The organism is Arthrobacter sp. NPDC056691 (assembly GCF_042791415.1).
Classification (GTDB): domain Bacteria; phylum Actinomycetota; class Actinomycetes; order Actinomycetales; family Micrococcaceae; genus Arthrobacter.
On record NZ_JBHTXX010000032.1, the window covers coordinates 38,035 to 57,117 of the forward strand.

General features: G+C 68.2%; 18 protein-coding genes and 1 riboswitch. Of the genes, 15 read left to right on the plus strand and 3 right to left on the minus strand.

What is annotated here, in order from left to right:
* Position 1 precedes the first annotated feature (1 nt).
* The 5 genes from ACFRAU_RS20740 (at position 2) to ACFRAU_RS20760 (ending at position 6,594) form a co-directional block, all read left to right on the plus strand.
* Positions 2–2,122 carry a glycosyltransferase gene (locus tag ACFRAU_RS20740; RefSeq protein WP_378001293.1) on the plus strand — a complete coding sequence of 707 codons (2,121 nt, stop codon included), beginning with the start codon at positions 2–4 and terminating at the stop codon, positions 2,120–2,122.
* Positions 2,119–4,149, plus strand: a complete 2,031-nt coding sequence (locus ACFRAU_RS20745; RefSeq protein ID WP_378001294.1) for a hypothetical protein — start codon at positions 2,119–2,121, stop codon at positions 4,147–4,149. Before ACFRAU_RS20740 ends, ACFRAU_RS20745 begins: the two co-directional genes overlap by 4 nt.
* Positions 4,139–4,555, plus strand: a complete 417-nt coding sequence (locus ACFRAU_RS20750; protein WP_378001295.1) for a hypothetical protein — start codon at positions 4,139–4,141, stop codon at positions 4,553–4,555. Before ACFRAU_RS20745 ends, ACFRAU_RS20750 begins: the two co-directional genes overlap by 11 nt.
* A gap of 265 nt (positions 4,556–4,820) precedes the next feature.
* Entirely contained in the window at positions 4,821–5,558 is a 738-nt protein-coding gene (locus ACFRAU_RS20755) for a hypothetical protein (protein WP_378001296.1), read from the plus strand.
* Between the two features lie 166 nt (positions 5,559–5,724).
* A complete protein-coding gene (locus tag ACFRAU_RS20760) occupies positions 5,725–6,594 on the plus strand; it encodes a DUF4031 domain-containing protein (RefSeq protein WP_378001297.1) in 870 nt (289 codons plus the stop codon).
* Positions 6,595–6,622: 28 nt separating this feature from the next.
* On the opposite strand, the gene ACFRAU_RS20765 is transcribed toward ACFRAU_RS20760, so the two are convergent.
* Positions 6,623–7,024 carry a YccF domain-containing protein gene (locus ACFRAU_RS20765; RefSeq protein ID WP_378001298.1) on the minus strand — a complete coding sequence of 134 codons (402 nt, stop codon included), beginning with the start codon at positions 7,022–7,024 and terminating at the stop codon, positions 6,623–6,625.
* Positions 7,025–7,138: 114 nt separating this feature from the next.
* A complete protein-coding gene (locus ACFRAU_RS20770; protein ID WP_378001299.1) occupies positions 7,139–7,735 on the minus strand; it encodes a phosphoribosylanthranilate isomerase in 597 nt (198 codons plus the stop codon).
* A 105-nt stretch (positions 7,736–7,840) separates the two neighbouring features.
* Between ACFRAU_RS20770 and ACFRAU_RS20775 the strand changes: the two genes are divergently transcribed.
* The 5 genes from ACFRAU_RS20775 (at position 7,841) to ACFRAU_RS20795 (ending at position 10,567) form a co-directional block, all read left to right on the plus strand.
* Positions 7,841–8,443 carry a HutD family protein gene (locus ACFRAU_RS20775; protein ID WP_378001300.1) on the plus strand — a complete coding sequence of 201 codons (603 nt, stop codon included), beginning with the start codon at positions 7,841–7,843 and terminating at the stop codon, positions 8,441–8,443.
* Between the two features lie 43 nt (positions 8,444–8,486).
* Positions 8,487–9,017: a ferritin gene (locus ACFRAU_RS20780; protein ID WP_377993675.1), complete on the plus strand. Its 531-nt coding sequence runs from the start codon at positions 8,487–8,489 to the stop codon at positions 9,015–9,017.
* A gap of 100 nt (positions 9,018–9,117) precedes the next feature.
* Positions 9,118–9,185, plus strand: a riboswitch (guanidine-III (ykkC-III) riboswitch).
* Positions 9,186–9,194: 9 nt separating this feature from the next.
* Complete coding sequence (locus ACFRAU_RS20785) at positions 9,195–9,518, plus strand: DMT family transporter (RefSeq protein WP_378001301.1); 324 nt, start codon at positions 9,195–9,197, stop codon at positions 9,516–9,518.
* On the plus strand, positions 9,518–9,889 hold the full coding sequence (locus ACFRAU_RS20790; protein ID WP_377993789.1) for a DMT family transporter: 372 nt from the start codon (positions 9,518–9,520) through the stop codon (positions 9,887–9,889). The genes ACFRAU_RS20785 and ACFRAU_RS20790 overlap by 1 nt, the downstream gene beginning before the upstream one ends.
* Positions 9,890–9,916: 27 nt before the next feature.
* Positions 9,917–10,567, plus strand: a complete 651-nt coding sequence (locus ACFRAU_RS20795) for an MBL fold metallo-hydrolase (protein ID WP_378001302.1) — start codon at positions 9,917–9,919, stop codon at positions 10,565–10,567.
* A 106-nt stretch (positions 10,568–10,673) separates the two neighbouring features.
* Here ACFRAU_RS20795 and ACFRAU_RS20800 read toward each other — a convergent pair whose 3' ends face one another.
* Positions 10,674–12,560, minus strand: a complete 1,887-nt coding sequence (locus ACFRAU_RS20800) for a DEAD/DEAH box helicase (RefSeq protein WP_377993672.1) — start codon at positions 12,558–12,560, stop codon at positions 10,674–10,676.
* Positions 12,561–13,328: 768 nt separating this feature from the next.
* Here ACFRAU_RS20800 and cycA point away from each other — a divergent pair.
* From cycA to ACFRAU_RS20825, 5 genes are all read left to right on the plus strand, one after another.
* On the plus strand, positions 13,329–14,813 hold the full coding sequence (cycA, locus tag ACFRAU_RS20805; RefSeq protein ID WP_378001303.1) for a D-serine/D-alanine/glycine transporter: 1,485 nt from the start codon (positions 13,329–13,331) through the stop codon (positions 14,811–14,813).
* Between the two features lie 234 nt (positions 14,814–15,047).
* Positions 15,048–15,395 carry a molybdopterin oxidoreductase gene (locus ACFRAU_RS20810; RefSeq protein ID WP_377993670.1) on the plus strand — a complete coding sequence of 116 codons (348 nt, stop codon included), beginning with the start codon at positions 15,048–15,050 and terminating at the stop codon, positions 15,393–15,395.
* A complete protein-coding gene (nirB, locus tag ACFRAU_RS20815) occupies positions 15,395–17,908 on the plus strand; it encodes a nitrite reductase large subunit NirB (protein WP_378001304.1) in 2,514 nt (837 codons plus the stop codon). Before ACFRAU_RS20810 ends, nirB begins: the two co-directional genes overlap by 1 nt.
* The gene (locus tag ACFRAU_RS20820; RefSeq protein ID WP_378001305.1) at positions 17,905–18,249 is read left to right on the plus strand and encodes a Rieske (2Fe-2S) protein; all 345 of its coding nucleotides are present in this window, start codon (positions 17,905–17,907) and stop codon (positions 18,247–18,249) included. Before nirB ends, ACFRAU_RS20820 begins: the two co-directional genes overlap by 4 nt.
* 42 nt (positions 18,250–18,291) lie before the next feature.
* Positions 18,292–19,008, plus strand: coding sequence for an SAM-dependent methyltransferase (locus ACFRAU_RS20825; RefSeq protein ID WP_378001306.1), 717 nt, complete (start codon positions 18,292–18,294; stop codon positions 19,006–19,008).
* Positions 19,009–19,083: the final 75 nt, after the last annotated feature.

Genomic DNA, 19,083 nt, shown 5'->3' on the forward strand with positions numbered 1-19,083 from the left:
CATGGGCGCCCACGTGAGCGACCTCGAGGTGTCCGTGGTGGTTCCCGCGCGGAACGCAGCCCGCTGGCTCGGCGAATGCCTGGAATCCATCCGCGCCGAAAAACCGCGCGAGATCATCGTGGTGGACGGCTGCTCCACCGACAACACGGTGGAGATCGCACGCTCCATGGGCGCCCGGGTCATCTCCGACGAGGGCCGCGGGCTGCCGGCAGCGCGGATGCTCGGCGTCGAGAACGCCTGCTCCGACCTCGTTGCGCTGATCGATGCCGACGTCGTCCTGCCGCCCGGTGCCCTCGGCGGGCTCCTGGACGAGTTCAAGGCCTGCGGCTACGACGGCCTGCAGTTCGACCTGGTCAGCGAAGCGGACGGTCCAGGGTACTGGGGTGCCGCCCTGGCCTGGCACCACATCCACAGCAGGGTCCGCTCATGGTTCGGCGTGTGCGCCACCCTCATGCGCCGGAAGGTCCTGCTGTCCGTGCCATTCGACGACACCTTCCGCTCCGGCGAGGACATCGAGCTCAGGATCCGGCTTGAAGACGCCGGCTACCGGGTAGGCGTTTCCAGCACCACAGCGGTGCGGCACCGGTTTATGGACTCCTTCGACGCCGCGCGCGACCAGTGGCTCCAGGACGGAGCCGGACTGGCCCGCACCATCCGCAAGCACCCGGGCCGCGGCGGCTGGCTGTTGGTGCTGCCGCTGCTGGCCACGATCCGGGGAGTCGGCCTGTCGCTGCTGCATGCGCCCCGTTTCCTCGCCTACTGGGCCTGCTTCCTGCTCTACAACTACAGATCGATGTTCGGCGAACTGCTGCGCCCGCCCGGCACGGGCCTCTCCGTGGGCGGGAACGCAGCCTGGCTGACGGCCGCGCGGGTGGCACCGATGGTCACCGGCTTCCTGTTCTGGGCTTTGGCGGCGATCATGTTGCCTCCAGAGCAGCTCGGCATGGGTTCCGCCGTGGTGGCCGCAGCGCTCCTGACGGTGCAACTGGGAATGCTGGGGGTAGGGCAAGCAACGCTCACCCTGCTTCCCGAACAGTCCGACGGCGGCCGGCGGCTGATTGCCAGCAGCCTCCTCAGCGTCGGGGTTTCCACAGTGGTTGTGTCCGGCGCGCTAGTTGCCGTGACCCATGCACTGGGGTCCGGCCTGGGGCTGGCCTGGAATGATCCGCTCGTGACGGGGTTGTTCGCCGCCACTGCCTTGTTTGCCGCGACCGCGTACCAGCTGGATCATGTGGGCGTGGCACAGGAACGCTCCGACCGCGCCCTGGTCAGGAGCCTTGCCCAGAGTGTGGTTCAGCTGGCCGTACTGGGTATTGCGCTGGCCACCGGAATCCGGGAAGAAGCCGTGGTGGTCGGAGCTGTTGGCGCCGGCGCCATGGCCAGTGTGGTCCTCGGGCTGCGCCAGCTCAACCGTGCGGGGGTGTCGCCGGACTGGAAGCACGGACTCAGGCCCCGGCCGGCCCTGCGCCTGCTCAAGCCCGGCCTCCCGAACCATGCCCTGATGCTCGCCGACCGCGCCCCCGGCTACCTCCTTCCGCTGATCGTCGCCGCCGTCCTCGGCCCCGCCGCAACGGCGGCCTGGTACATGTTGTGGATGATGGCGTCCGCGGTGTTCTTTGTGCCGCAGTCGGCAGGGCTCTCGCTGCAGACCGCACTGGCCGGCGGCAGGTCCCGGCCCGGACTTGTCTCCTCGGCGCTCAAAACCAGCCTCGGCCTCACACTGGCAGCCGGTCTGCTGCTGCTGGCAGCCGGCCCCTACCTTCTTCGTTTCCTTGGGCCGGAGTACGCTGTGGCTGCCATCCTGCTCCCCATGCTGGTGCCCGCCCTGCTGCTGGGCTGCGTCACCCAGGTCTACTTCGGCGTGTGCCGGGCCGGGGGACGGCTTGCCGAAGCCACGGCCGTGGCGGTGTCCGCCGCTGTCCTCATCGTGGCCCCGGCCGCCTTCACCGCCCAACAGTTCGGCCTCACCGGCGTCTCGGCCCTCTGGGCCGCCGCCCAGGCCGCAGCAGCCCTGATGGCCGCCTGGCGCCTCAGGAGGCTGACCCACCCCATGCCCGCCGCTGAACCGGTCAAGGTTGCACCAGCGGCCCTCCGCCAGCCGACCGGAAGTGAGAAGCCATGACACCCGAACCGACGTCCACGGCACCGGCGGCTCCACCGCCGCCGGCTCCGCCAACGCCCGCGCCGCCCTCGCACGCCCCGCACCGGCACGCTGAACCCAAACACGGGGAAACGCAGCACGGCAACGGCCACCACGACGCCAGGCACGGCGAAGCCAAGCACGGGGAAACCAAGCACGGCGAGCACGCCGAAACCAAGCACAGTGGTGCCAGGCACGGCGGGGCGGAACCGCCCGCCGTCGTACATCATGGCCCCACGCCGCCCTGGAAGCTGATCACGCTGGCCGCATTGGCGGCGGCGGCGCTTACCCTCGGGATCTGGAGTCTGCTCGCCGTCGATCCTGCACGGATCGGCGGGACCGGGCTCGTGGAGGCGGTGCCGCCGGCCTTCTTCATTGCCATCTTCCTGAGCCTGACCGGGTTCGTAGCCACACTGAACCTGCGCCGGCACACCCCCGTGCTGCTGGCCACGCAGGTACTGGTGCTCGTGGTGATCCTGCATTCCGCCGACCCGATCATTCACGGCCTGCCTCGCCTGCAAGCCAGCTACCGGCACCTTGGCATCGCCGACTACATCGCACAGTCCGGCCGGCTGGACACCAACCTGGACGCCTACTTTAACTGGCCCGGGTTCTTCGACCTGCTGGTCCAGCTGTCCGGCGCCACCGGCGTCAGTGACCTGATGGGCCTTGCCACCTGGGCGCCCCTGGGAATGAATCTGCTGCTGCTGGCACCGCTCCTGGCCCTGGCCCGGCGACTGACCTCGCAGCCGCGGCAGGCATGGGCGGGCGTCTGGCTCTTCTACCTGACCAGTTGGGTGGGGCAGGACTACCTCGCACCCCAGGCGTACGCCTTCCTGCTCCTGGTCACCCTGCTGGCATGCCTGCTGAGCGCCTTCAGCGGCTGGGCCTGGCCGACAGGCAGCAACCGGCTTACCCAGTTCCTGGCACGGAGTGCCACCCGCCTGGATCCCACCGTGCCCCACCAGGGCATGTCCAGCCCGCCGCCAGTGGACACGGCCATCCTGCTGGTCATCAGCGCGGGACTCCTCGTGGCCATGACGGCGTCCCACCAGCTCACGCCGTTCGCCGCCATCCCGATCCTGGCTCTGTTCCTCCTGAGCGGACGGCTCCGGCTGCCGTCGCTGCCGATCCTCGCCGCGGTACTGCCTGTCGGGTGGCTGGTATTTGTGGCAAAGGACTTCTTTGATGGCCATCTGACCCAACTGTTCGGCTCGTTTGGCGATGTCGAGGCGCATACGCTTGGCGCGCTGTCCGAGCGGGTGGTCGGCAGCGATTCGCACGTGCTGGTGGTCTACATGCGGCTGGCCGAAGTCGCGCTGGTGTGGCTCCTCGCCGCCCTTGGGGCGTTCCTGGCGCACCGGCGGCGTGCCGCCTGGCTCACCGCCGCGCTCGGCGCCCTGGCCCCGCTGCTTCTGATCCCCGGCCAGCCCTACGGGGGCGAGCTGATGATGCGCCTCTACCTGTTCAGTCTGCCGTTCGCTGCCTGCCTGGCCGTGCTGACGCTCATGCCGGACCGCCGCGGCGGCCCCGGCTGGCGGCGCGCGCTGGCCCTGCTGGCCATGGGGTCTGTCCTGGCGTCCATCACCATGGTCACGCGGTACGGCAACGACAGCATGGAGAAGTTCACGCCCGATGAAATCGCGCTGGTCAAGCAGCTCTACGCGGTGGCCCCCGACGGCTCGATCCTCATCGAGGCGGTCCACAACACTCCGTGGCAGTTCCAGAAGTACGCCGACTACGACTACCGGGCCCTGACCATGGCCCAGCCGAAGCCGGGCGCGGAACCGCTGACCTGCGATGCAGCCGACAGGATCGCCCAGAAGGCCGGCGCGTACCTGATCGTCACCACAAGCCAGAAGGAGGCCGCGGACCTTCTCGAAACAACGCCTTCGGGGGATCTTGACCGCTTCATCGCCACCTGTGGCAGTTCGCCCGGCTGGTCAAAGCTGTTCGAGAACGCCGGTGGCGTGGTCTTCCACATCCAAGGAGCAGGCAATGGCAATTGATCGCAGATACATCGCATGGGTCGTGGCGGCCTTCGCCGTCGCCGCGGTGCCGCTGTCGTTTTTCGGTCCGGAGGCACTGCGGCTGGTGGTCATCGGCCTCCTGATGCTCGCCGGCCCGGGAACAGCCCTGGTTCTCTACCTCCGGTTCGGCTCCGCAGATCCGGGAGCCGAGGGAGACGCCGACGGAGCCGGCGCCCACCGCTCGGCCGCGCAGAGCACCCTCCCGCTGACCATCTCCATCGCCGTGGCGTCAAGCCTGGCCCTGTCCACGATCGTGTCGACGGCCATGGTGTTCGCCCAAATGTGGTCCCCGCCCGTGGCGGTGCTGGTGCTGTCGTTGGTCACCCTCCTCCTGCTGGTCCTCGGCGCCAAGAGGTCCCGGGCAGCCATGGCAGGTGCGTCATGATCGTCTTTTTGGCTGGCTTTGCCACCGTGGTGGCAGTGCTCACGTGTGATGCCTTGCGCATAGTTCGGCCGGATGCCCCCCTGCCGAAAGCTGCGGTGTACACCGCAGCGGCTCTCCTTTCCCTAATCTGCGTTTCGCTTCTGACCAGGCTCATTCAACTGCTTTGACGGCGTTTCGCTCCTGGCGCGGCCTGCCGGCTGCCGGACCGGGACCGGCACCCGGTGCCGGCGACCTCCGAACCGAAAATGATAGTGAGGATTACCAAATGAGCAAGCTGAAAAAACTGGGCACCCTGGGCACCATCGGCGTCCTGATGACGGGCGGGCTGATCCTCGGCTCATCGCCGGCCAACGCGGTGACCTGCAGCAATTCCAGCGTCAAGCCAACAAACTCGCTGACCGGAACCACGGTGGCCGCCACGAGCTTCGAGACGGCGTCGTTCACCCCGTTCAGCCCCTCCACAGCCACCACAGGAACCGCAACCATCAGCACCTCGCAGCGGCGGACGGGCACCTGCTCCGCGAAGCTGCACGTAACCAACGACTCCGGTTCGGTAGCCAAGATGTCGGTCGCCCTGGGTTCCACCGCCGTCAAGACGGCCAACGCCGACGGCTGGTTCAACATCACCACGGCCGGCGTCGCCGGGAACGACGTCCCCTACCTGCGGTTCTTCGCGAACGGCACGCGGATCGCGGACATCTACCGCTACAACAGCAACGGCCAGCTGTGGCTGCGCGTTACGGCACCCAACGGCACTTTCTCCTACACCAAGCTGAAGTCCTCCAGCATCCCGCTGAGCACCTGGCACCGCGCCCAGATGGAGGTCACGGCCAACGGCAGCTCCTCCACCATCAAGGTCTGGTTTGACGGAGCCCTGGAGTTCTCCAGCAGCGCGGTGAATCTCGGCGTCTCAAGCCTGACGCATGTGCAGCTTGGAGCGGAGCACTCCCGCCAGTTGGGCGACGAGTACATCGACGACGTCATCGTCAAGAAGACGCCATAACTGCAGCAGGTTCGCCGTAACACGGCACGGCAGGCGGTGGCCGGTAGTACGCCTGCCGTGCCGTGCTGTGCGGGCCCGGTCCGCGCCGGGTCCGGCCCCAGGCTGGCCGTGTTCAGGCCGCCCGGCCCCAGGCCGGCCCGGTTCAGGCGCGGACTAGACTCTCCCCATGGCCGTCTACCTCGATCCGCCGCTCTGGCCTGCCCACGAGACACTGTTTTCACACCTGATTTCGGACACCTCCCTGGCGGAACTCCACGCGTTTGCCGCCGCGGCGGGCATCCCGGAACGGGCTTTCGACGGCGACCACTACGACGTCCCGCAGCGGCGCTATGACGGCCTGGTCGCCGCCGGCGCCATTCCGGTGGAGGCGCGGGTCCTGGTCCGGAAACTCATCGCCAGCGGACTCCGGATCCCCGCCCGCAGCCGCACGAAGTCCCTCAAGACTCCCCTACTCAACCGCTGGAACACGGTAATGCCGGGCCATGATGCCCTGTTCCTGGACCTGCTGGACCGCTGGAGCGAGAGCCACCGCAGGTACCACGGCTGCACCCACCTCCTCGCCGTGCTGGAAGCCCTGGACCTGCTCACACAACCGGCCCGGCCGCCGCGCACTGTGGTTCTGGCGGCCTGGTTCCACGACGCCGTCTACCGGGGAGCCGCCGGCGACGACGAGGAGGAATCCGCCCGGCTCGCCGAGCTCAGGCTCGGCCAGGCCGGACTTCCGGAAGCCGAAGTCGACGAGGTGGCGCGGCTGGTCCGGCTTACCTCGGATCACCGGCCGGAGGCAGGGGACGACGACGGCGCCCTCCTGTGCGACGCCGACCTGTCCGTTCTGGGCGAGGAACCGGTGCCCTATGCCCGGTATGTGGCCGCCGTCCGGGAAGATTATGCGCACATCGGCGACGCCGATTTCGCGGCCGGAAGGGCCGCCGTCGTCCGCCAGTTGCTGGCGCTGGACCCGCTCTTCCATACCGAGCGGGCCCGGAATTTGTGGCTGGACGCCGCCCGGCGGAACCTGCAGGGCGAACTGGCCTGACAGGCCCTGACCGGACGTTGCGTGACGGTCAGCGGTAGGCGGTGATGAACGGCCTGTCCGTGGGCACGATCTGCTTGCCCAGCGGCATCAGCGACACCGGGATCAGTTTCAGGTTGGCGATGGCCAGCGGGATGCCGATGATGGTGAGCGCCATGGCGACTGCCGTGACCACGTGCCCGATCGCGATCCAGATGCCGGCCACCAGCAGCCAGATCACGTTGCCGAGCAGCGCGGACACGCCGTTTCCGCCCGGTTTATCCACCACCATCCGGCCGAACGGCCACAGGGTGTAGGACGCAATCCGGAAGGAGGCAATGCCCCAGGGGATGGTCACGATGAGCAGGCAGCAGATGATGCCGGCGGCGAAGTAACCAAGTGCCAGCCAGAAACCGCCGAAAACCAGCCAGATGATGTTCAGGAGTGTCTTCATCCGTCCATTCTGCCGGTCGCGGAGCCCCAAGCGCCTCGGGATCTGCCCTGATTTAACCCTTAACCTTCAGCCTGCGGACTTTCGCCCGGGCGGACATCCCAGTCACGGGGCCGGTCAGCCCTTGGCTGCCGCCACGAACGCCCTGATCTTGGCCAAGTCCTTCACTCCCCTGCTCTGTTCGACACCCGAGGAAACGTCCACGCCCCATGCGCCGGCATCGCGGGCGGCCTGGGACACGTTGGCGGGGTCAAGGCCGCCGGCCAGGAGCCAGTGCCGTCCTTCCAGGCCCCTGGCGCGCACGGAACCGTAGTCCCAGGCCTCGCCGGAACCGGGAACTGCGGCGTCGATGAGCAGCAACTCCTCGCCCCAATCGGCAAACGTGTCCGGTTCGGCACCCATGGTGACGGCGCGGATGACCTTCATGCCGGCGTCGTGCACTGTTTTTACGTCCTCGGGTGTCCGCTCACCATGGAGCTGGATCCAGCCCAGCCCGGCAGCGCGGGCGATGGCCACCGCATCCGCGGCCGGTTCGGTGCGGAAGACGCCGACGGCGGCCACGCCGTCGGGCACAGCTTTCACGAGTTGGGTGACCTGTGCGGGCGACACCACCCGGGGGCTGGCCGTCAGGACAAAGCCGACGGCGTCCGCTCCGGCTTCCACGGCCTCCCGGACTGAGTCAGGCGTGCTCAGGCCGCAGACTTTGACGAACATTCACCGGCTCCTTGTTGTTGACAGCGTCGCCCTCGACCACAGCGATCCGTCGCCGACTTTACGCGGGGAGGCAGGGGGCGGGCAACGCGCGGATAGGCTGGGCTGATGCAGATCATCCGCTTCGCCGACCTCAAACCCCAGCCCTGGCGCAACGGCGGCGGGGTCACCCGCGAGCTTGCAGCCGGCGCCGCTTCATCCGGGTCCGCCTCTCCTGAAGCCACGTCAACCGACGCGGGGGCGTGGGACTGGCGGATCAGCATCGCCGACGTCACCCGCGCCGGGGAGTACTCGCCCTTTCCGGGGATGGAACGGGTGCTTACCGTCGTCGAGGGCGAACTGCTGTTGCTGGCCGTGGACGGGACCGAGCACCCGCTCGAAAAGTACCGGCCCTTCCGCTTTCCCGGCGGCGCGGCCTCCTCCTCGGCCCTGCCCACCGGGGATGTCCGCAACCTGAACGTCATCGCCCGGGAGGGCACCTTCAAGGCGTACACCTCGATCATCGAACTGTCCAAGAAGCGTGCCCATCCCGTCTTCGAGGGCCAGCTAGGCGTCCTGCTGCAGGGACAGGCGACGGCCAGCCCCGGACAGGACAGCGCGCCCGTCCCGCTCGGCCGCTACGACGCGGTGGTGGGCTCCGACACCCAAACGCCGGAAATCCTGGGCCGCGGGTTCCTGGCAGTGGTATCCCTCGATCCGGTGACCGGCTAGCGGCTCTGGTACGCGCGAGGTGCCGGAACCTAGACTCGGTGCCATGACCAAGTCAAAATTCAGTGATCTCCTGCTGCTGCAGATAGGCAATGAATTCGCGGCCTCACAGCAGTACATTGCCGTGGCGGTCTGGTTCGCCAACCAGGACCTCCCGCAACTGGCCAGGTACTTCTACCGGCAGTCGGTGGAGGAACGCAACCACGCCATGATGATGGTCCAGTACATGGTGGACCGCGGTGTTGCCGTCACCATCCCCGGTGTGCCCGCCGTACGCAACGACTTTGCCTCGGTAACAGACCCGCTGGCACTCGCGCTCCGGCAGGAGAAGGAAGTCACCAGCAGCATCGAAAGCCTGTTCCGCGCGGCCCGGGCCGAAGATGACGCCCTGGGCGAGCAGTTCATGCTCTGGTTCCTCAAGGAGCAGGTGGAGGAGGTCGCCTCAATGACCACCCTCCTGAACATCGCCGAACGGGCAGAGAACACCTTCGACATCGAGAACTTCGTTGCCCGTGAAACCATCGGCGACGGCGGCCGTGACGCCTCGGCGCCGGAAGCGGCCGGCGGCGCCCTCTGATCTGCCCCCGCTGACGGCCGTGCCCGCTAACCCGAGCGCACGCCGGCGGTGAGGTTTGCCACCACCGGTGGCCACCGCCGTCGGGCGTTGCTAGGGTAAAGCCAAGGTCCCCTTCCCCGGACCTCCGGACGACGGTTCAGTACCCGGTGCGCGACAAGACTGGCCAAAGGATCTGTCATGTCGTGGTTCGTCCTCATTTTTTCCGGCGCGCTCGAGGCGGTGTGGGCGGCAGCGCTGCACCGGGTGTCCCAGTCCTCGGGCCGCCGCCGGGTCGCGGCCGGTGCGCTCTTCCTCGTCGCCGTCGTGGCCAGCACCGCGGGCCTCGGCTTCGCGATGCAGTCCATTCCCACCGGCACCGCCTACGCTGTGTGGGTCGGCGTGGGTGTGGTGCTGACGTCCGCCTACGCGATCGTGGCCAGAGTTGAACGGCCGACGGCGGCGCGGCTGCTGCTGCTCGCCGGTATCGCCGCGTGCGTGGTTGGCCTGAAGGCGGTGGCGTGATGCTCGCAAAGCCTGCCACGGCCTGGATTATCCTGCTCGCCTCGGCCGTCCTGGAAGCTGTCTGGGCCACGGCGCTGGGTCTGTCCGACGGCCTGACCCGCCCCGTGCCTGCCATTGTCTTCGTCGTGACGGCCGCGCTCAGCATGCAGGGGCTGGGCATGGCCGTGAAGCACATCCCGCTCGGCACCGCCTACGCCGTCTGGGTGGGGATCGGCGCGGCGCTGACGGTCGGCTGGGCCATGGCCACCGGCGTCGAGCCCTTCAGCCTGCTCAAGGTGCTGTTCATCGCAGGCATTGTGGGATGCGCGGCCGGGCTCAAGATGCTGCCGGCGGGGCCTTCCCGCCGGCGCGGGGCTGATCCGGCTCCCTAGCCTGGGCGTCCTCCCTAGACTGGGCTCATGGACACGCTCATTCATTCACTTCGGGACATCACCATCCGCCGGATATCGGTCAGCGAGATGGACAACAACGTGTATCTGCTGACGGCCAAGGAGTCCGGGGCGCAGCTGCTGATCGACGCGGCGGATGACCTGCCGGCGATCCAGGGCCTGCTGGCGGACGCCGTCGCGGACACGTCCGGGCCACCGACGCTGGCACTGATTGCCACGACGCACCAGCACTGGGATCACGTGCGGGCGCTGCCGGGCCTCGTCGAAGCCACCGGAGCCAAGACGGCGGCCGGCACCGACGACGCCCCGGAACTTCCCGTGAAGGTGGATGTGCTGCTGGAGCACGGTGACGTGGGGAACTTTGACGGGTTCGACGTCACGGCCGTCCATCTGCGCGGCCACACGCCCGGTTCGGTGGCACTGGTGTATCAGGATCCGGAGGGACCGGCCCACATCTTCTCCGGCGATTCGCTGTTTCCGGGCGGCGTGGGCAACACCCAGAAGGATCCCGATCGGTTCGACCAGCTGCTCACTGACGTCACCGAGCGGATCTTCGGCGTTTACCCGGACGACACTGTGGTGCACCCGGGCCACGGCAAGCCCACGACGCTCGGCGCCGAGCGGCCGCACCTTGACGAGTGGCGCGCCCGCGGCTGGTAGCCTGCGCTACGCATAGTGGCCTGCGCTACGCAAAATGCCGGGCGCGACGGGTTTTGCCGGAGCGGGCGGCCGTTTGCGTGTCGCCAGAACCCTGGCGCGTCGCCAGCTACCTGGCGCGGCGCTCGTTCGACGCCGGAGCCGACGCGCGGCGCGGGGCCTTCCGGGCGGGACGGCCGTCACCGGAGCGGCCGCTGCCGCCCGAGGAGGAACCGCCCGAGTACGAGCCGCCCGACGTGCCGCCGGTGGTGGAGGACCAGACCGGAGCGTTGCCGCCGGACTTGCCGCCGGCAGCTGCCCTCTGGCCGGTGGCGCGCTGGCCGGTGGCCGGACGTCCGCTGCGCTGGCCTCCGGTGCTCGGGCGACCGGTGCCGCCACGAGGGGCTTCGCTGCGGGTAAAGCGGGAATCGCCCCGGCCCTCCGCCGCACGCCCATCCGAACCGCGGCCGGCCGACGAGCGGCCGCCGGCCGCAGGGACGTCGTTGCGGTGCGTGCTGGCGGCAGTGCCGCGGCCGCGGGCGTTGCGGCGGGCCGCAGCTGCCGCGGTGGCGCGGTCCTCGTTCTGCTCAGCGGCGCGATCGAATGCCGCACGGGCTTCGGTGCGGCCCTCAAACGCCGCGGCGCGGCGTTCAGCGCGGGGCAGGTCCGTGCGCGGAGCCTCTGCGGAAACCCGTCCGCGGCCGCCGCGGCCTCCCCGGCCGCCGGCCGTGGGTGATGCCTGGCGGCGGGCGCGCTTGCGCTCGGCGTTGGCACCGGTGGACTTGCCGCCACCCTGCTGCGGAGCCTTGGCTGCGAGCAGCGCGGCGCGGGTGCGGGGATCAACCTTGTCGGCAATCTCGCCGACCAGCTCGGCAACAACCGGCGAGGTGGCTGTGACCCGCTCGAAGGTGACCTCGACACCGGCAGCCTTCATGAGCTTCCTGACGTCCGTCTGCTGCTCGGGCAGGGTCAGCGTGACCACGGTGCCGTCGGAGCCTGCACGGGCGGTACGGCCGGAGCGGTGCAGGTAAGCCTTGTGCTCGGTGGGCGGGTCGACGTGGATGACCAGTTCGACGTCGTCGACGTGCACACCGCGGGCGGCAACGTCGGTGGCCACCAGAACGCGGACGTCTCCGGAGGAGAACTCCGCAAGGTTGCGGTCACGGGCGTTCTGCGACAGGTTGCCGTGCAGGTCGACGGCGGGGATCCCGGCGTCGGTCAGGGTCTTGGCCAGCTTGCGGGCATGGTGCTTGGTCCGCATGAACAGCACGCGGCGGCCGGCGCCGGAGGCCAGTTCAACAATCAGCTGCTTCTTGACGGTCTGGTCGTTGACCACCAGCACGTGGTGCTCCATGGTGGTCACCGCGGCCTGCGGATCGTCCACGGAGTGGGTCAGCGGGTTGGACAGGTAGCGCTGGACGATCTTGTCCACGCCGTTGTCCAGCGTGGCGGAGAACAGCAGGCGCTGGCCCTGGCTCGGGGTCATGTCCATGAGCTTCTTGACCACGGGCAGGAAGCCGAGGTCGGCCATGTGGTCGGCCTCATCCAGCACCGTCACTTCGACGGCCTCGAGGGTCAGGATGCGCTGGCGGATCAGGTCCTCCAGCCGGCCCGGGCAGGCGATGACGATGTCGACGCCGGCGCGCAGCGCCTTCTCCTGGCGGGCCTGGGAAATGCCGCCGTAGATCACGGTGGTGTTCAGGCCCATGGCCTTGGCCAGCGGCTCGATCGTTGCGTTGATCTGGGTGGCCAGCTCACGGGTCGGTGCGAGGACCAGGCCCATGGGGCGGCCGGGCTTGCGGAAGTAGGCGGCTTCGCGCTCGGCGAGGCGGGCCACGAGGGGGATGGCGAAGGCGATGGTTTTACCCGAGCCGGTGCGGCCACGGCCCAGCACGTCGCGGCCGGCCAGGGTGTCCGGCAGGGTCTTGACCTGGATGGGGAACGGGGAATCGATACCCTGGGCGGCCAGGGTATCTGCGAGTGCCTTGGGCGTTCCGAGGGCAGCAAAAGTAGTCATATGCGTTTATCAGGGTCTTTCAGGCGGTATCCAGCGGATATCGGCCCCCGAAGCCGGTTGGCCCAGGGGGTCGCCGAAGAAAAGTCAGGTGGTCAACCGGGCTGCTGCCAGTGTTCAAACAGCGGCCGCCGGGACCAATAGCGTTCATCGACGCAGGATGTGCCTCTCACATGAAAAAAGCCCGCTCTCCAAAATTCAGAGCAAAGCGGGCATCACTGCACATCAAGTCCCACCAGTCTACCATCCGGGCGCCCCGGACCCTTTCCCACCCGTTGCACGGCCCTTTCCCGGCCCCTTTCCCACCCGTTGCACGGCCCTTTCCCCGGCCCATCTCCGGCCCCTGCGCGGCCCCTGGACGGCTTCGGACGGGCACGCCGGTCGGGAGCATGCAGCCCTTCGCAGCGCGCTTGATAGTGCGTGACGCAAGTCACGGACAACAATGGACGACATTTGGGACTGGCATGCTGGACATATGTCGAAGACTATTGCGGCGTTCCGCGCTCACAGCGAATTTCCTGCTGGCAGACCGGATTTCCCGGCTGGACTGCGGAAACGCGCTTTCCGGCCGCGCCGCCCCGCCCGGCGCGCGGGCATCCCGCCTGCCCACAGCCGGGTGCCCCGGCTGGCCGGAACGCAGATGCAGCCTCCCGCCGCTCGTAGTCTTAACACCATCCCAATTGTTAGTTCCGTCACATCTGCGGCGGATCAACGCGGCCGGCACGGCACGCTCGCGCACGTGCCGGCGCCTGTGACAAGGAAGAAGACTTGATGTCTGAACGCACCACCAGCATTTCCGTTCAACCCACCACAGAACGTGCTGAACCCGGCCAGAGCAGGGAACCGCACCTCGCCCGCGGGCTTGGCAACCGCCACATCCAACTCCTGGCCATCGGCGGCGCCATCGGCACCGGCCTGTTCATGGGCTCCGGCAAGACCATCTCCCTTGCCGGCCCGTCCGTCATCTTCGTGTACATGATCATCGGCTTCATGCTGTTCTTCGTCATGCGGGCCATGGGCGAGATTCTGCTCTCCAACCTGAACTACAAGTCCTTCAGCGACTTCGCCGGGGACATCCTTGGCCCGTGGGCAGGCTTCTTCACCGGCTGGTCCTACTGGTTCTTCTGGGTGGTGACGGGCGTGGCCGACATCGTGGCCATCGCCGGCTACGTGGACAAGCTCGCTCCGGGCACACCACTGTGGATCCCGGCTCTGATCACGCCCGTGGTCCTCATCCTGCTGAACCTTCCCACGGTCAAGGCCTTCGGCGAAGCGGAATTCTGGTTCGCCATCATCAAGGTGGTCGCCATCCTGGCGCTGATTGCCACCGGCGTGGTCATGATCGCCACCAACTTCACCTCGCCGAGCGGCGCAGTGGCCAGTCTGGCGAACATGTGGAACGACGGCGGCATGTTCCCGCACGGCCTGTTCGGCTTCATCCTCGGCTTCCAGATCGCGATCTTCGCCTTCGCCGGCATCGAGCTCGTGGGCACGGCGGCCGCCGAAACCAAGGACCCGGAAAAGAACCTCCCCCGGGCCATCAACTCGATCCCGATCCGCGTCCTGCTCTTCTACGTTGGCGCCCTGGTGGTTATCATGGCCGTCAACCCGTGGCGCAGCATCGACCCCGCAAGCAGCCCGTTCATCGGCATGTTCACCCTCGCCGGCCTCGGCATCGCCGCCGTCGTGATCAACCTCGTGGTCCTCACCTCGGCCGCCTCCAGCGCCAACTCCGGCATCTACTCAACCTCGCGTATGGTCTACGGCCTCGCGCAGGACGGCAACGCCCCGAAGGCCTTCGGCAAGCTGAGCGTCCGCAAGGTTCCGCAGAACGCACTGCTGTTCTCCTGCATCTTCCTGCTGGCCGGCCTGGTCCTGCTGTATGCGGGCGACTCCGTGATCGGCGCCTTCACCATCGTCACCTCCCTGGCATCGGTGCTGACCATGTTCGTCTGGTCGATGATTCTCATCAGCTACATCGTGTTCCGCCGCCGCCGGCCGGAACTCCACGAGGCGTCCACCTTCAAGATGCCGGGTTCGGCCTTCATGCCCTACGTGGTCCTGGCCTTCTTCGCGTTCATGCTCGTGGCACTGGCCCAGGCCGAGGACACCCGCCTCGCGCTGGTGGTTGCCCCGGTGTGGTTCCTGCTGCTGGGTGCCGCCTGGTACTTCAACCGCCAGACGCCGCTGCAGCAGGCACGGATCGAGGAGTGGAAGGCCGAGGGCACCAGCGTCCCCGCTGCCGCCGACGCTTAATCCCTCAGACCAGAAAAACCGCGCTGCGGCCACTCCGGTGGTCCGCAGCGCGGTTTTTCTTTGCCTGGTCCGGGTCACGGATCGGGCGCCGGGTCACGCCCTGGAGACGGTGAGAAAGGTGTTAAACGGAAATTACACAGGCTGCCGGGCGCTGTAACACGTGCGGCGAAGGATGGACTCATGCCGGGCCGATGGCAGCGGCCGCAGCGTCCCCTCCGCCGAAAGGATCCGACCGTGATCTTGAAGAACATCTTCCTTCAGGGCATTTTTCCGTTCGACGGTGCGGGGCTCGAAAAGGCGGTGCCCATCCACAGCCAGCTTTCCCACTTCGTCCCCGACGGCGTCATCAACCAGACCCTGTATTTCCGTGGCGGGAACTCTTCCGCGGAACTGGTCACGGTGGTGCTGATGCGGGACGGCGTGCCCATGCGGTACTTCCCGATAGCTGCCAAGGGCGACGTGCACGTCCCGCTTCGCGTGGTGGAAGACATCGACGGCGGCTCCCTGATCGAGCTGAGGCTGCTGGCGGACACGGGGGTCAGTGGATCCGTCGTGGTCGACATGGGCATGGTGGAGCACTGATGACCGCCCTCGCCAGCCGCTCCGGCCGGGGCACGCCGGGTGATAGCCGGCGCAGGCTCGTGGTGATCGGCAACGGGATGGCCGGCGCCCGCGCCGTCGAGGAAATCCTGGCCCGCGGCGGCGCTGTTCAGCACCGGATCACCATGTTCGGCGACGAGCCCTACGGCAACTACAACCGGATCATGCTCAGCCATGTCCTCTCCGGCGAGGAAGACGCCGGCGGCATTTTCCTGAATTCGCTGGACTGGTACCGGGAGAACAACATCACGCTGCATGCTGGCGTCCGGGTGGAAAAGATCGACCGCTTCGCCAAACTGGTGTTCTCCGACGACGGCAGGGCCACTCCGTACGACATCCTCATCATCGCCACCGGCAGCCGCTCGTTCATGCCCGCCGTGGAGGGCCTGTACACGCCGGGCGGCCGACTGCTGCCCGGCGTCTTCGCGTTCCGCACCATCGATGACACCCGGGGCATGGTGTCGTACGCCCAGCAGGACCACCACCGGCGCGCCGTCGTAATCGGCGGCGGACTGCTGGGGCTGGAAGCCGCACGCGGCCTGCAAAGCCATGGCATCGGCGTCGACGTCGTCCATTCCGGCGGGCACCTGATGAACGCACAGATGGGCCCGGACGGAGGTGCGGTGCTGCGCCGGAGCGTCGAGGCGCTCGGCATCAGGGTCCACACCAGCAGCCGCACCACCGCCATCCTGGGCCAGGACAGGGTGCGCGGCGTCCAGTTGCGGGACGCCGCTGATATCGAATGCGACATGGTGGTGGTGGCCGCCGGAATCCGCCCCAACGTGGAGGTGGCGGTGACCAGTGGCCTGCCCGTGGAGCGGGCCATCGTGGTGGACGACCACATGCGCGTCCCGGACGAGGACGAGATCTACGCCGTCGGTGAATGCGTCCAGCACCGCGGCGAGGTGTACGGCCTGGTGGCGCCGCTGTGGGAGCAGGCCGCCGTGCTGGCCGACCATGTCACCGGGGCCAATCCGAAGGCAACTTACCTGGGCTCTCGCACCGCCACCAAACTCAAGGTGGCCGGCGTCGACGTCGCATCCATGGGGCTGCAGGCCCCGGAACGGGACACCGATGAGCACGTGGTGTTTTCCGAACCGAGCCGCGGCGTCTTCAAGTCCATCGTGATCCGGGACAGCAAGATCGTCGGCGCAACGCTGCTTGGGGACAGCCGCAAGGTGGCGTACCTGACGCAGGCGTTCGACCGCGGGCTGCCGCTGCCCGAGGAACGGGTCTCGCTGCTGTTCGACCTCGGCGGGCCCGGCGGCGAAACCGGCGTGGCCGAACTCGACGGCGATGCCCAGGTCTGCAACTGCAACGGCGTCAGCAAGCAGGCCATCGCGGACACCGTGAAAGGCGGCTGCACCACGCTGTCCGGCGTCATGGACGCCACCCGGGCCGGCAAGGGGTGCGGTTCCTGCAAGCTGCTGGTCCGGCAGGTGGTGGAATGGGTAGCCGGCGGCGCCGTGGCGGAGGACCCTGCCGCGGCGTACTACGTTCCCGGCGTGCCGCTGCAGAAGACCGCGCTGATGGCCGCAATCCGGGAGCAGGGCCTGCGGTCCGTGTCCGCCGTGTTCGCGGCGCTGGCACCGGACGGGGCGGAGGACGCGAAGTCGAAGATGGGTCTGGCGTCCCTGCTGAAAATGATGTGGGCCGGTGAGTACATCGACGAACGCGATGCACGGTTCGTCAATGACCGCGTCCACGCCAACATCCAGCGCGACGGCACGTTCTCGGTGGTGCCGCAGATGAAGGGCGGCGTGACCTCCCCGGAGCAGCTCCGCCGGATCGCTGACGTGGCGGACAAGTACGGCATCCCGATGGTGAAGCTGACGGGCGGCCAGCGGATCGACCTGCTCGGTGTTCCCAAGGAGGACCTGCCGAGGGTCTGGGCAGACCTGGACATGCCCTCCGGCTACGCGTACGGCAAGAGCTTCCGAACGGTCAAGACGTGTGTGGGGCAGGAGTTCTGCCGCTTCGGCACGGGTGATTCGACGAAGCTGGGCATCGAGATCGAATCGCGGTTCCAGGGCATCGAGTCCCCGGCGAAACTGAAGCTCGCGGTCTCCGGCTGCCCGCGGAACTGCGCCGAATCCCTGGTCAAGGATGTTGGGGTGGTGGCGGTCGACGGCGGACGCTGGGAAATCTACGTCGGCGGCGCCGCGGGTGCCCACATCCGCAAGGGGGACTTGCTGGCCACCGTGGACGATCGCGAAACCGTGACACTACTGGCGGGGCGTTTCATGCAGTACTACCGCGAGCGCGCCAACTGGCTCGAACGCACGTATACCTTCGTGCCGCGCGTCGGGATCGAGCACCTCCGCGCGGTGATCGTGGACGACGCTGAAGGCCTGGCCGCGCAGCTTGATGCTGCGATGCAGGCGTCGGTGGAGGCCTACGCAGACCCGTGGGCTGAGCGCAACGACCCCTTCACCCCCGGCCAGTTCCGCACCTCGCTCCCACTTGAGGTGCTCCCCCAGGTGCCGGTCCGATGAGCGCCGGGCTGTCCGGCGCCGGGCTACACGCCGACGGGCTGCATGTCCTCGGCCCGGTGGCCCAGGTCCCCGTGGGCGAGGGCCGCGCGTACGCCGTAGCCGGCGAACAGATCGCCGTGTTCCGGCTCCGGAACGGTTCCCTCCGTGCGGTCTCGGCCGTCTGCCCGCACAAGGGCGGCCCGATCGCCGACGGCACCATCGACCGGGCCGTGGTGATGTGTCCGCTGCACCAGCACGCGTTTGAGCTGGAAACAGGCTGCTCCACCACCGGGGCAGCCCCTTTGCGCAGCTACCCGGTGTTCGCGGACGGGGAGCAGAACATCATCGTCCGGCTGCCCTGACGCGCCTAGATGGGCGGACGATTCTGTGGCAGGGTGTTGGCCATGGACCACGAGGGGCACGACGGCGCCGCCCGCCATTGGGACGAAATGTACCGGAGCAGGGCGCGCGTCTGGAGCGGCCGGCCCAACCCGCAGCTGGTGACCGAAGCGGCAGGGCTGGAGCCCGGCACTGCCCTGGACCTGGGGTGCGGCGAGGGAGCCGACGCCCTGTGGCTTGCCGAGCAGGGCTGGACGGTGACCGCGGTGGACGTCTCCGCCGTCGCACTGGACCGCGCCGCGCAGCACGCCGCAGCCTCCCCGGCCGGGAAGCGCATCACGTGGCTGCAGCGTGACCTTGACGCGTGGGCTCCCGAGGAGCAGTTCGATCTCGTGTCCGCGCAGTTCCTGCACTCCACCGAAGCCCCGTGGCAGCGGCCGCACCGCGTGGCTGCCGATGCGGTCCGCCCCGGTGGCACGCTGCTGATCGTCGGCCACCATCCTGACGGCTTGCCGCCCTGGCGGAGCCAGGCTGACGAGAACGCCAACTCGGATGACAGCGGCCAGGGCGGGCACGCTGGCGGGCACAGCGACGGCCACGCGAGTTCGGGGATGTTCTTCACGGCGGAGCAGGCCGCAGCCGAACTCGGCATCGCAGCGCCGGGCTGGCGCGTGGAGGTTGCAGCCAGCCGCGAACGGGAGGCCACAGGCCCGGACGGGCAGTCGGCCCTGCTCGCCGACGCCGTCCTGCGCGCCACCCGCCTGCAGCCGCCACCCACGTAGTCCCGAGCATCCCACCCGGTTTCATTGGAGTTTTTGTCCACGTATCGCGACTTCGAGGGGGTTTAAGTCGCGATA

Bases quoted from the DNA above. Each gene is read 5' to 3' on its own strand.
- ACFRAU_RS20740 (WP_378001293.1), top strand. From the start codon at position 2: ATGGGCGCCCACGTGAGCGACCTCGAGGTGTCCGTGGTGGTTCCCGCG.
- ACFRAU_RS20745 (WP_378001294.1), top strand. From the start codon at position 2,119: ATGACACCCGAACCGACGTCCACGGCACCGGCGGCTCCACCGCCGCCG.
- ACFRAU_RS20750 (WP_378001295.1), top strand. From the start codon at position 4,139: ATGGCAATTGATCGCAGATACATCGCATGGGTCGTGGCGGCCTTCGCC.
- ACFRAU_RS20755 (WP_378001296.1), top strand. From the start codon at position 4,821: ATGAGCAAGCTGAAAAAACTGGGCACCCTGGGCACCATCGGCGTCCTG.
- ACFRAU_RS20760 (WP_378001297.1), top strand. From the start codon at position 5,725: ATGGCCGTCTACCTCGATCCGCCGCTCTGGCCTGCCCACGAGACACTG.
- ACFRAU_RS20765 (WP_378001298.1), bottom strand. From the start codon at position 7,024: ATGAAGACACTCCTGAACATCATCTGGCTGGTTTTCGGCGGTTTCTGG.
- ACFRAU_RS20770 (WP_378001299.1), bottom strand. From the start codon at position 7,735: ATGTTCGTCAAAGTCTGCGGCCTGAGCACGCCTGACTCAGTCCGGGAG.
- ACFRAU_RS20775 (WP_378001300.1), top strand. From the start codon at position 7,841: ATGCAGATCATCCGCTTCGCCGACCTCAAACCCCAGCCCTGGCGCAAC.
- ACFRAU_RS20780 (WP_377993675.1), top strand. From the start codon at position 8,487: ATGACCAAGTCAAAATTCAGTGATCTCCTGCTGCTGCAGATAGGCAAT.
- ACFRAU_RS20785 (WP_378001301.1), top strand. From the start codon at position 9,195: ATGTCGTGGTTCGTCCTCATTTTTTCCGGCGCGCTCGAGGCGGTGTGG.
- ACFRAU_RS20790 (WP_377993789.1), top strand. From the start codon at position 9,518: ATGCTCGCAAAGCCTGCCACGGCCTGGATTATCCTGCTCGCCTCGGCC.
- ACFRAU_RS20795 (WP_378001302.1), top strand. From the start codon at position 9,917: ATGGACACGCTCATTCATTCACTTCGGGACATCACCATCCGCCGGATA.
- ACFRAU_RS20800 (WP_377993672.1), bottom strand. From the start codon at position 12,560: ATGACTACTTTTGCTGCCCTCGGAACGCCCAAGGCACTCGCAGATACC.
- cycA (WP_378001303.1), top strand. From the start codon at position 13,329: ATGTCTGAACGCACCACCAGCATTTCCGTTCAACCCACCACAGAACGT.
- nirB (WP_378001304.1), top strand. From the start codon at position 15,395: ATGACCGCCCTCGCCAGCCGCTCCGGCCGGGGCACGCCGGGTGATAGC.
- ACFRAU_RS20820 (WP_378001305.1), top strand. From the start codon at position 17,905: ATGAGCGCCGGGCTGTCCGGCGCCGGGCTACACGCCGACGGGCTGCAT.
- ACFRAU_RS20825 (WP_378001306.1), top strand. From the start codon at position 18,292: ATGGACCACGAGGGGCACGACGGCGCCGCCCGCCATTGGGACGAAATG.